This is a genomic window from Salinicoccus halodurans (assembly GCF_900114445.1).
Lineage (GTDB): Bacteria > Bacillota > Bacilli > Staphylococcales > Salinicoccaceae > Salinicoccus > Salinicoccus halodurans.
In genome coordinates, this window is sequence record NZ_FOTB01000001.1 from 120,937 (window position 1) to 133,331 (window position 12,395).

The window sequence follows — 12,395 nt, forward strand, 5'->3', positions numbered from 1 at the left end:
GTACGACGTCCATAAGAGCGTTTATCCGGCCTTCGTTGATGCAGACGATGGCCAGAAGAACATCAGCGACTGCTGTCATTGAAGAGATGCTGTCAAAAAGAGACGGGTTTTTATTATAAATGATATTGAATAATCATTTTAAATGATAAATTGACAATATATCATCAAAATGCTATAGTATGTGAAAACGTTTACTGGAGAGGGGCACTACAAATGGATATTTTGGAAAGTCTTAAGGACAAGTTGATCGTTTCATGCCAGGCGCTGGCGGATGAGCCGCTTCACGACCCGTACATCATGGGCAAGATGGCGTATGCTGTGGCAGAAGGCGGAGCGGAGGGGATCCGTGCGAATTCTGTTGAGGACATACGTGAGATCAAGAAGCGCGTCGACCTGCCGATCATCGGCATCATCAAGCAGGATTATGAGAAGAGCGGGGTGTACATCACGCCGACGATGACCGAAATCAATGCTTTGGCCGCCGAAGGAATTGAAATCATCGCGCTGGATGCGACGAAACTCACCCGTCCGGACGGCAGTCCCTTTGCGGAGTTCTTCAAAAAAGTAAAGGAAAAGTATCCGGACCAGCTGTTCATGGCGGACTGTTCCACTGTGGAAGAAGGAATTGAAGCGGAAAAAGCGGGTGTGGATATTGTGGGGACGACGCTTGTCGGCTACACGGATCATTCGAAAGGTGATGTGCCGCTCGAAGTGCTGGAGAAGATGATTGAAGCGGTATCGGTGCCTGTCATTGCCGAAGGCAATATGGATACACCTGAAAAAGCGGCACAGGCGCTTGCGCTCGGTTCCCACGCGGTCGTGGTCGGCAGTGCGATTACGCGCCCGCAGCTGATTACGAAGAAATTCAAAGACGCAATCGACAAATAGGCAGGGGGTATACATTTGGATTTTGGCAAAAGTGAAGTAAAGGCATCGATCAGACTTGAACAGGTAAAGCAGAACTTTACAAAATCGGAAATGAAGATCTACGACTACATCAATAAAAATCCGGAGCAGGTGCTGTACCATTCCCTGACTGAACTGGCGGAAGCATGCAATGTCGGGGAGGCGACGGTCCTGCGCCTCTTCCGGAAAATAGGCTATAAGGGATTTCAGAGTTTCAAGTTTTCCCTGGCGAAGGAAGTCGATGACCTGAGGAGTGTTGCCACAAACAACTCCTATGTCTCCAAAGTTAAAAACAGCATGATGACCGCTCTTGAAAATTCATATGCAGTCATCGATGAAGCTGAGCTTGAGAAAGCTGTGGATATGATGGACAGTGCCGCAAACATTGTCGTTTTCGGTGTCGGTTCATCATCCATCGCAGGACTTGATATGCAGAACAGGATGCTGCGCATGGGGAAAAACATCGAAGTGGTTGCAGATCCGCATTCCCAGGTGATGCGGACCGCTTCGATGGACGCGGATACCGTCGTCATCGCAATCAGCATCACCGGCAGCACGCGTGATACTGTCGACAGTGTCAAAGCGGCGAAGGATAAAGGGGCCAAAACCATCTCGATCACGAATTACACCAAGTCGCCTCTGACCAAGTTCTCGGACTGCGTACTACTGTTATCCGCCAAGGAAAGCCCGCTCGACAGCGGATCGCTCATATCCAAAGTCGCCCAGCTGTTCGTCATCGATCTGCTCTGTACAGGGCTGGCGATCAGAAATCACGAACAGGCAGAACAGATCAAACTCGATATATCAGAAAACATTACAGGCAAACTTTATTAAAATAATATAAATATACTGGAGGTCCAGCAATGAAAAATCTCTTTTCCAAAGCGCAGTCGTTCGGCAAGTCATTCATGCTGCCGATTGCGATACTTCCGGCAGCGGGTCTGCTGCTCGGAATCGGGGGTGCGCTCTCAAATCCCAACACGATCGAAGCCTATCCGATACTCGATATCGTATGGCTGCAAAGCCTTTTCACAATCATGGCATCTGCAGGTAACATCGTCTTTGGTAACTTACCTTTGATATTCGCTGTAGGTGTTGCGATCGGTCTCGCCAGAAACGATAAAGGCACGGCGGGGCTCGCAGCTGTACTCGGGTTCTTCGTCATGCATGCGACAATCAATGCGATTCTCGGCATTACGGGGAGTCTTGCGACTGACGAACTCGCCCAGGCCGGGCAGGGCATGACCGTCGGCATACAGACACTTGAAACCGGCGTGTTCGGCGGTATCATCGTCGGCATCATGACTTCGATCCTTCACAACAGATACTATAAGATCAACCTGCCGCAGTTCCTCGGATTCTTCGGCGGATCCAGGTTCGTACCGATCATCACATCAGTATCAGCGATGTTCCTCGGTATGGCGATGTATGTCGTGTGGCCGCCGATCCAGTCGGTGATCTTCAGTGCGGGCGACCTCGTCACAGGTACCGGCGCCATCGGGACATTCTTCTTCGGACTGATCCTGAGGCTGCTCGGCCCATTCGGCCTGCACCACATTTTCTATCTGCCGTTCTGGCAGACAGGACTCGGCGGCTCACTTGAAGTCGCCGGTGAGATGATCCAGGGGACTCAGAACATATTCTTTGCACAGCTTGCGGATCCGAATGTGGAACAGTTCTATGAAGGTACATCCAGGTTCATGTCCGGCCGCTTCATCACCATGATGTTCGGCCTGCTCGGGGCATGTCTCGCGATATATCATACAGCGAAGCCACAGAATAAAAAAGTCGTCGGCGGCCTGATGCTTTCCGCCGGACTGACATCATTCTTTACAGGAATTACAGAACCGATTGAGTTCTCATTCCTGTTCGTCGCGCCGATCCTGTATGTCATCCATGCATTTTATGACGGACTGGCATTCATGATGGCGGATCTGTTCAACATCACCATCGGTCAGACATTCAGCGGCGGCTTCATCGACTACATCCTGTTCGGTGTGCTGCAGGGCAACGACAAGACCAACTTCCTCTATGTCATACCGATCGGTATCGTGTGGTTCTTCCTGTACTACGTCACATTCCGTTTCATGATTACGAAGATGAAACTCAAAACACCGGGACGTGAAGAAAAAGACGCCGTACAGATGGTCGATGCAAGCGAAAAGACGAAAGTACTCGCGGCCGGCCTCGGCGGCAAAGCCAACATCGAAGAACTCGACAACTGCGCAACGCGTCTGAGGGTGACGTTGAAAGACATCGGTGAAGTCGATGAAGAGGCCATCAAGACCACCGGTCCGAACGGCATCGTCAAGAAAGGCAACGGCATCCAGGTCATCTACGGACCCCAGGTCAGCAACATCAAAAACGATCTGGAAGAGTATTTGAACCAGGGGAACCCTGAGGCAGAAGATAAAAATTAATAGAATGACAGAAGTACATACATTTCTAACTTGAAGTGTATGTGTTTTTTTATATGCAAATTTCATATTATGAGTTTTTACACCCTGAAAAGAGGTTAATAGGAAACCATACTTAAACTTTTGATAAAAAAGGGGTACATATTATGGGAGAGTTTTTATTCACAGTTTTATCCTGTGCTTTTTTCATGTTCCTGGTGGCATGGTATTCCTATATAAAGACGAGGAATACCATCAATGATTCCACCGGATACTTCCTGGCAGGGAGGGGACTGACCGGCGGTTTCATTGCGGGCTCTCTCATTCTGACGAATCTTTCGGCTGAGCAGCTGATTGGCTTGAACGGACAGTCCTACAGCAGCAATATGACAAGTATGGCCTGGGAAGTGACGGCAGGATTATCTGTCATCATCCTGGCTCTGATTCTGCTGCCGAGATATCTGGGCGGAGCGTTTACGACATTGCCGGAATTCATAGACAACCGTTTTGACCAGGGGACGCGCATCCAGGTCGTCATGCTGTTCATGCTCGGTTACGGCTTGGTGACGATTCCTTCTGTCTTATATTCCGGAGCGATCGCGGTACTCCAGCTGTTCGATGTACCGTCGGCACTGGGTATTTCATTCGAACAGTCGATGTGGCTTGTTGTGTGGATCATCGGTATCATAGGTTCGTGTTATGCGATATTCGGCGGACTCAAGGCCGTTGCGATCTCTGATACATTGAACGGCATCGGTCTCTTTATCGTCGGACTGATCGTGCCTGTGCTCGGGTTCATTGCGCTCGGTGACGGCAATATGCTGCAGGGGATGAAGACGATTACGGTCGAAAGTCCTGAAAAACTGAACGCCATCGGCTCAAGTGATGACGGTGTGCCGTTCGGCACGATCTTCACGGGAATGATCTTCGCCAATCTCTTCTACTGGGGCACGAACCAGTATGCAATCCAGCGGACACTCGGTGCGCAGAGTCTTGCGGAAGGGCAGAAGGGGGCTTTATTGACAGGGTTCCTGAAGATTCTGGTGCCTTTTCTGATGATGATTCCGGGCATCATCGCCTTCCATCTGTACGGTCCGGAGCTCGGGACGATGGATCTCGCCTATCCGGCACTGATTTCGGATCTGCTGCCGACATTCCTGAATGGATTCTTCCTGGCGGTATTGCTCGGTGCTGTGTTCTCGAGCTTCAACTCATTGCTCAACAGCGCTGCAACGATGTTCGCATACGACATATATAAAGTTTTGATCAATAAAAATGCGACAGACCGCCAGATGATCCGCGTCAGCCAGTGGTTCGGTGTCGTACTGTCGCTGGTCACATTCTTCATCGCACCGCTGCTGCTCAACGCACCCGACGGGCTTTGGACGGTCATCCGGGAATTCACCGGATTCTTCAATATCCCGATCATCGCCATCGTACTGGCCGGCATATTCTCAAAACGCATTCCGCCGATCGGGCCGAAAATCGCGATTACAGTCCATGTCGTGACATATTTCATGTTGATGTGGGGACTGCCGATGTTCTTCGGTATAGAAGTGCCGATTAACTTCATCCATATACAGGGTATGCTTTTCGTGCTGGCAGTTGCGATAATGCTCTCAGCCGGGATGATCAGACCGCTCGCCGAACCATACAGGTTCACACCGGATGCCAAAGTCAGCATGGTGCCGTGGAAATACGCAATACCGGTTACGGTTATTTTATTCAGCGCAATGGTGTTCAGTTTCGTGCTGTTTTCTGAAGTCGGGTTCGCAAGTGAGGAAGGCATTGTTTCTGGATGGTTCCTGCCGGTTGTTTTGATGCAGATTGTTGTGACAGTCGTATTGTATGTGATTTCACTTAAATCCTGGAACAGGAAATACCAGGAGTTTGTGAAAGGAAGACATGAGAGAAGAGTGGAGGAAGCGGAAGTCTATTAAGAAATTCTGCTGTCGAAAGGAATGAGATGATGGAAAAAGTAACCGTCGGTCTGATCACCGCCCCGGGCCTGTCTGAGAAAATGAGCCGGGATATCATTGACTGGCTAAGTGACCTGGCAGGACATGAAATCGATGAAACAGTGGATTGGCACTTTGATTATAAGACCCATCCTCTGGCATCTTCAGCTGAATTCATCAGTGAATCATTCGATAAGGCCGAGGCCATCAAGGATGATAACGGGTGGGACATGGCAATCGCTGTAAGCGACCTGCCGAGTATCTCGAGCGGCAAAGTTGTCATCTCGGAATTCAATGAAGATAAAAAGGTATCACTGATTTCAGTGCCTGCCCTTGGTATCCTGAGGAATAAGAAGAAGCTTCGGAATCTCATCATCCATCATATAGAGCAGCTCTATGACAATAATCCGTCTGAAGAGAAAGAGGAGATAAAATCCAATTTCATGAATCGTATTTCCGTGATGGATCCCGACGAGAATGAAGCAAGCAATAATCGCTATATATTGAAATCGACTCTTGGCGGATGGACAAAACTCGTGGCCGGCATGACTTACATGAATCAACCATGGACGGCATTCAGCAACCTTAAAACGATTGTTGCATTATCGTTTGCAACAGGCACTTACATTTCCGTTTTTTCGACTCCATGGGAACTGAGTCTGGATTATTCTCTGTGGCGTTTAATACTATTGTATTTCATAGCCATTTTCGGCATGACTGGATGGCTGATATACGCCCATAACCTCTGGGAGAGAGTTTCCACCAAAAATCAGTCGTCATACCGTTACCTTTATAATTTTACGACGATGGCGACGCTGCTGGGTATTACCATCGTGAACTACCTCATCGTTTATCTGCTGCTCACGGTCTCAATCATAATTTTTGTCCCCATGGGGCTTTTTGAGACATGGACCCAGATCGATCCTGATGTAAAATGGATGGATTATTTGAATCTGATATGGTTCGCCTCGTCAGCAGGTATTCTTGCGGGTGCTTTAGGCTCGACTGTCGAAGATGAAGAAAAAATTCATAATGTGACATATTCGTACAGACAGATGTACCGTTACAGACAGATTGAAGAAGAAAATCAAAAGAAATCAAAGGCGCAGCAGACAGAGGAATATGCAGGCAAAGAACAGACTCATGATGAATCGGGGGGTGATTGAAATGACGAAAAGGTATGTTGGCATCGTGGCGGCTCCGGGTGCACCTGATGCGCTTGCGAAAAAAATAAAAAAAGATCTGCCGGATATACTTGCAGAACACTTTGAAGAAGACTACGAATGGGAAGTGGAGGTTTTCGTCGACCCGCTTACAAATTATGCAGAATTGACCAAAGAACTGTTTCAGAAAACTGAAAAGTATTACAGTGAGAATGATTGGGACTATACCATGTTCATCACCGATCTCCCGATATATCATAATGATCATATCACCGTCATCGACCTCAATGAGAAAACGGAAGTCGGCGTGGTCTCCCTGCCTGCCTACGGCTGGCCGCCCAATAAAAAGGGGATACTTGATACGATAGTTACTCTCATCACTTCGGTTCAGGCTGATAATGACAGGGACGAAGCAGCCCGGGATGATACCGGCAGAGATTCGCTGGTCAGCGCCTTCAGCCCTTACTTCAAGACAAGCAGGCTTCACTATGACAGTGATTACAGAGAGGAAACCGGATCGGAGCATTCTATATATCAGATCGATGATAATCTTAGGGGATATCTGCGCCTGGTAAGCGGTATGTCCTGGGCGAATAATCCGTTCAATATGCTGCGTATACTGAGCGGTGTGGTCGCACTTGCATTCGCTACAGGCGCTTTCAGCATGATGTTTTCGACGATGTGGAACCTGAGCAATATATTTTCCACGTGGCGGCTCCTGGCTGTATCACTCCTTGCTGTCACAGGCATGGTTACATGGATCATCATTTCCCATAACCTGTGGGAAACAAGGGAACAGGAAGCGGATATCCGATTTTTGAAGCTGTATAACGGTGCGACGCTCCTTACTCTGCTCATATCGCTGGTGTTCTATTTTATTGTGCTGTATCTGATGTTCCTGACAGCGGGTCTGGTACTGCTGCCGCCTGACTATATACTCCGGAATATTGGGGAGGAAGAAGTGGGTATCCGATTTTATCTTGAACTCGCATGGTTCGCTACATCACTCTCAACAGTCGTTGCTTCAATCGGCGCCAGTGTCCAGGATAAAAGCATTATCCAGGAGAGCACTTATGGATACCGTCACCGATTCCGGTTGCAGAATAAAGAAAAGGATTGAATGACAGGTATGTAAGACATGCAGAAACATGAAGATGGATGCATGATAGTCAAAGGAAGATCATGCATCCATCTTTTTTATGTGGAATTTTCGATCTCTATTAAAATAAATGCTGCATATATTCAAATTCATATTGTGTCCGCTTTCATCTTGTGGTAAATTATATGTAAACGTTTACACAGGTGATGCAGAAATGGTGACAATCAAAGATTTGGCAAAAGAGGTTGGTGTGTCGGTGGCGACGGTGTCGCGGGCGCTGAACAGTTCGGGCTATGCGAGTCCGGATGTGAAGCGTCGTGTGCTTGAGGCGGCGGAGCGCCTGGACTATAAACCGAATGAAGTGGCGCGTGCGCTGAATACGAGCTGCTCGAATGTGGTGGGCGTGCTGGTGCCGGACATCACGAACCCTTATTTCCCGAAAGTGATCCGGGGGATTGAAGATGCGGCGATCGAAAATAACTACCGCATAATCATCGGCAATACGGATCATGACATGGACAAGGAATCGAAATACCTGGAAATTTTCCGCCAGAATAACTGTGCGGGCGTCATCTCTGCAACTTGGTCGGTCGAACGCGAAGAGTACTCTGATAAACGGCCGCTCATCCTGTTGGACCGTGTGGTTGAAAATCATATATCCATCGAATCGGACAACCTGAAAGGCGGCCGGCTTCAGGCGGAACATCTGACCCGGCAGGGTGCGGACAAAGTTCTGATCGTGAAAGGCCCTGAGGCATACAGTTCCTTCAACAACCGTTCTCTTGGGGCAGCTGAAATGCTGGAGGCACACGGAATTGAATATGAAACATTACCGTACATGCATCTGGAAAGGATGCTGTCTGACGGCACTGCGGATTTTATTCTCAAATTCAACGGCATCATCTGTCCGAACGATGTGACGGCCTACAAAGTGCTGAATATGCTGAGGGAAAGTGATGTAGCGGTCCCCCGGTCTGTAAAGGTCATCGGGTATGACAACCTGGATTTTTCGGAGTATGTCTATCCGGGGCTGACGACGATTGAACAGCCGATTTACGAGCTCGGCAGAAATGCTTTCGGGATGCTCATGGATCTTAATGAAGGCAAGCCGGCCCAAAGCCAGGTGCTTGATGTAAAACTGATCAAAAGACAAAGTACATAAGGAAGTGGAAAATATGGATATCGTAGTAGTTGGCAGTCTGTCGACGGATTTCATCGTGCAGGCTGAAAGAATGCCCTATAAAGGGGAAACGATTTTAGGCACAAATTTCAGTACGGCATACGGCGGCAAGGGAGCGAATCAGGCGGTTGCTGCGGCACGGCTTGAAACGAAAACTGCGTTTGTCGGTGCGATCGGTGATGATGGTTTCGGGGAGAAATTAAAAATGAATTTAGAGAACAATGCTGTTTTTTGTGAAAATATGGAAACGTTTACAGATGAGGCGACCGGAACGGCGCACATCAACATCTATGACAACGACAATTCCATCATCGTCGTGCCGGGGACCAACAGTCTGCTGACACCGGAAGTGGTGGAGAAATCGCACGGGCTATTGAAGCGCGCGGAATATGTCATGCTGCAGAATGAAATTCCGGTCGAAACGATCAAGTACGTCATCGATTTCTGTTATGAAAATGGTGTGAAGGTGATCTACAACCCGGCACCCTTTATTCCGATCGAGATTGAATATCTTGAAAAATGTGCGCTTATCACGCCGAACGAACTGGAGTGCAATGCACTTTTCGGAGACGATGTAAAAAGCGCCATCAGGAAGCATCCGAACCAGCTGATCGTCACGATGGGCGACGCGGGCTGCCTGTACCATAACGGTGAAGAAGAAGTGCGCGTACCCTCTTTCAGGACGACGCCTGTGGATACGACCGGTGCCGGTGATACGTTCAACGGGGCACTGGCTGCGTTTCTCGTCAAGGGCATGAGTCTCGGGGAGGCCATCCGCAGCGCGAATATGGCAGCGTCACTGTCCATCCGTGCGATGGGTGCCCAGGGCGGAATCCCGACTCTGAATGAGTGGCAGGAGGCGATGGATAATGTATAAGTCAGTCGTTTTGAACAGTGAAATCTCGAAAGTGCTGAGTGATCTCGGACATGGGGATTTTGTCGTGATCGGTGACTGCGGGCTGCCGATCCCTGATGGTGTAAAGCGGATCGACATCGCTCTTAAAGCGGGTACGCCGTCGTTCAGGGAGACATACGAACTGTTGACAGAGAGCATGTATGTGGAGCGTCAGGTATTTGCAGAAGAGGTGGATGATGCCGGTCTGAAACGGGTGTTTGACAGCGGCATCCCGTCTGAGCAGGTGCCGCATGAAGCGTTGAAACGGATGTGCAAAGATGCCAAAGCGGTAATCCGTACGGGTGAAACGACGCCGTTCGCAAATGTCTTACTTTACAGCAACGTTTTCTTCTAGGAGGTCCAATGATGATTGAAATGAAAAACATACACAAGGCTTTCGGTGCCAATAAAGTGCTCCTGGGCGTGGATTTCGAACTGAAGGATTCCACGGTCCATGCACTCATGGGGGAGAACGGAGCCGGCAAATCGACATTGATGAAGATCCTCTCGGGTGTGCATGCTTATGACCAGGGCGGGATTGTACGTGATGGTGAGGAAGTGAATTACAGTAACCTGAAGGAAGCGGAAAAGGCAGGAATCGTGTTCATCCATCAGGAACTGAACATATGGCCGGAACTGACGGTGCTGGAGAATCTTTTCATCGGTAATGAACATACGAAGTTCGGGCTCCTTGATAACAGGTTGATGAGTCGCAAAGCGGAAGCGGTCTTCGAACGCCTGAAATTCAATATCAATCTGAACAGACGGGCGGGGGATTGTTCCGTCGGTCAACAGCAGATGATCGAAATTGCGAAAGCGCTGATGATGGACACGAAAGTACTGATCATGGATGAGCCGACGGCGGCACTGACAGATACGGAAATCGAAGTGCTCTTTGACATCATCGATGATCTTCGGAAAAGCGGCGTATCCATCGTGTACATATCCCACAGGATGGAGGAGATTTCCAGGATTTCCGATGAAATCACTGTGCTGCGAGATGGACGGAGTGTGCTGTATAAGGAGACGGCCGAGACGAACTACAACGAAATCGTACGGTCGATGGTCGGCAGGGATCTGGACGACCAGTTCCCGGACCGGTCGCATGATTTATCGGATGAGGTGGTGCTCAGCGTCAAACGCCTTGAGAATAAAAAGCACCCTGTCAAAGACGTCAGTTTTGAGCTGCGTAAAGGGGAAATCCTCGGCTTTGCAGGTCTGATGGGCGCCGGCCGCACTGAAGTCATGAGAACTTTATTCGGCGTGGATCCGGGGTCTAAGGAAGTTGAACTTAACGGCAGACAGGTGAAGATTGATAAGCCCTCGGATGCAATCGGGCACGGCTTCGGGTTCATTACGGAAAACCGTAAAAGCGAAGGGCTGATACTGGACTTCAGCCTGGTGGACAACATGACGATGCCTTCAATGGAGAGCTTTTCAAAAGGCGGATTCATGAAGCGGAAGGATGAGAATGATTTCTCTGATCTGATGATCAAACGGATGAATATCAAATCTGAGAAAAAATCGATCGTCGGGGAACTCTCCGGTGGGAATCAGCAGAAAGTCGTCATCGGGAAATGGATTGGCAGCCAGCCGGAAATACTGATACTCGATGAACCGACGCGGGGCATCGATGTCGGGGCGAAGCGGGAGATTTATTACCTGATCAATGAACTGACGGAGCGCGGCATGTCGATTATCCTGATTTCGTCGGAAATGCCTGAAGTCATCGGGCTTTCTGACCGGGTGGCGGTCATGCAGGAAGGCCGGCTTCGCGGCATATTGGATAAAGGAAAGATCAACCAGGAAAATATTATGACACTGGCTACAGGGGGAAAGTTGGATGAATAGCAAACTCACACTGAATAATATGATAGACAGATTTCTGCCGATAGTGGGGCTGACGCTGCTCGTGGTCGTCATTACAATCATGAACCAGCAATTTCTGTCTCCGGATAACCTGTTGAATCTGCTGCGTCAGGTATCGATCAACGGACTGATTGCTTTCGGCATGACGTTCGTCATCCTGACAGGAGGCATCGACCTGAGTGTCGGTTCGATTCTGGCATTCTCAAGTGCAATGACGGCACTGATCATCACTTCGGGCATCGATCCGATGTTCGCGATGCTGCTCGGGTGTCTGGTCGGACTGCTTGCGGGAGCAATCAACGGACTTCTGGTTACGGCAGGCGGCATGGCGCCGTTTATCGCCACACTGGCAACGATGACGATATATCGCGGGGCGACGCTTGTCGTGACGGAGGGCAACCCGATTACAGGCCTCGGGGACAGCCTGATGTTCCAGCTGTTCGGTAAAGGCTACTTCTTCGGCATCCCGGTGCCGGCGGTGACGATGATTATTACATTTGTGATACTTTACATTATTTTGAATAAAACAGTGTTCGGCAGGGAGACATACGCAATCGGCGGGAACGAAACCGCTGCAGCGCTCTCGGGAATCAAAGTGAACCGCAGGAAGATCATGATCTATGCATTGTCCGGACTGATGTCGGCACTTGCAGGAATCATCCTCGCTTCGAGACTCGATTCCGCCCAGCCGACTGCCGGTGAGACGTATGAACTGGATGCCATCGCTGCGGTCGTGCTCGGCGGGACGTCACTGATGGGCGGTAAAGGACGCATCGTCGGCACATTGATCGGTGTACTGATCATCGGTGTGCTCAACAACGGACTGAATCTGGTCGGCGTATCTTCATTCTATCAGCAGATCATCAAAGGTCTGGTCATCGTTGTTGCGGTGCTGATTGACAGAAAAAATAAGTAAGGGGTTTTTATTG

The 12,395-nt window shown here is 49.3% G+C and carries 11 protein-coding genes; all 11 read left to right on the forward strand.

Features of this window, described 5'->3' with window-relative positions; all coding sequences use genetic code 11:
• The first annotated feature begins 213 nt into the window (after positions 1 to 213).
• Entirely contained in the window at positions 214 to 888 is a 675-nt protein-coding gene (locus tag BM271_RS00595; protein ID WP_046789711.1) for an N-acetylmannosamine-6-phosphate 2-epimerase, read from the forward strand.
• Between the two features lie 15 nt (positions 889 to 903).
• On the forward strand, positions 904 to 1,740 hold the full coding sequence (locus tag BM271_RS00600) for a MurR/RpiR family transcriptional regulator (protein WP_046789712.1): 837 nt from the start codon (positions 904 to 906) through the stop codon (positions 1,738 to 1,740).
• Positions 1,741 to 1,769: 29 nt separating this feature from the next.
• On the forward strand, positions 1,770 to 3,326 hold the full coding sequence (locus BM271_RS00605; protein ID WP_046789713.1) for a PTS transporter subunit EIIC: 1,557 nt from the start codon (positions 1,770 to 1,772) through the stop codon (positions 3,324 to 3,326).
• A 143-nt stretch (positions 3,327 to 3,469) separates the two neighbouring features.
• Positions 3,470 to 5,242 (forward strand): solute:sodium symporter family transporter, encoded by a 1,773-nt coding sequence (locus tag BM271_RS00610; RefSeq protein ID WP_046789714.1) that lies wholly within the window; start codon positions 3,470 to 3,472, stop codon positions 5,240 to 5,242.
• Between the two features lie 29 nt (positions 5,243 to 5,271).
• On the forward strand, positions 5,272 to 6,426 hold the full coding sequence (locus tag BM271_RS00615) for a hypothetical protein (RefSeq protein ID WP_046789715.1): 1,155 nt from the start codon (positions 5,272 to 5,274) through the stop codon (positions 6,424 to 6,426).
• 1 nt (position 6,427) lies between these two features.
• The gene (locus tag BM271_RS00620) at positions 6,428 to 7,543 is read left to right on the forward strand and encodes a hypothetical protein (protein ID WP_046789716.1); all 1,116 of its coding nucleotides are present in this window, start codon (positions 6,428 to 6,430) and stop codon (positions 7,541 to 7,543) included.
• A gap of 193 nt (positions 7,544 to 7,736) precedes the next feature.
• Positions 7,737 to 8,684 (forward strand): LacI family DNA-binding transcriptional regulator, encoded by a 948-nt coding sequence (locus BM271_RS00625; RefSeq protein ID WP_046789717.1) that lies wholly within the window; start codon positions 7,737 to 7,739, stop codon positions 8,682 to 8,684.
• A gap of 13 nt (positions 8,685 to 8,697) precedes the next feature.
• Complete coding sequence (gene rbsK / locus BM271_RS00630) at positions 8,698 to 9,579, forward strand: ribokinase (RefSeq protein ID WP_046789718.1); 882 nt, start codon at positions 8,698 to 8,700, stop codon at positions 9,577 to 9,579.
• Positions 9,572 to 9,952 (forward strand): D-ribose pyranase, encoded by a 381-nt coding sequence (gene rbsD / locus BM271_RS00635; RefSeq protein ID WP_046789719.1) that lies wholly within the window; start codon positions 9,572 to 9,574, stop codon positions 9,950 to 9,952. Before rbsK ends, rbsD begins: the two co-directional genes overlap by 8 nt.
• Before the next feature lie 8 nt (positions 9,953 to 9,960).
• Positions 9,961 to 11,448 carry a sugar ABC transporter ATP-binding protein gene (locus tag BM271_RS00640; RefSeq protein WP_046789720.1) on the forward strand — a complete coding sequence of 496 codons (1,488 nt, stop codon included), beginning with the start codon at positions 9,961 to 9,963 and terminating at the stop codon, positions 11,446 to 11,448.
• Positions 11,441 to 12,382: an ABC transporter permease gene (locus tag BM271_RS00645; protein ID WP_046789721.1), complete on the forward strand. Its 942-nt coding sequence runs from the start codon at positions 11,441 to 11,443 to the stop codon at positions 12,380 to 12,382. Before BM271_RS00640 ends, BM271_RS00645 begins: the two co-directional genes overlap by 8 nt.
• The last annotated feature ends 13 nt before the right edge of the window (positions 12,383 to 12,395 follow it).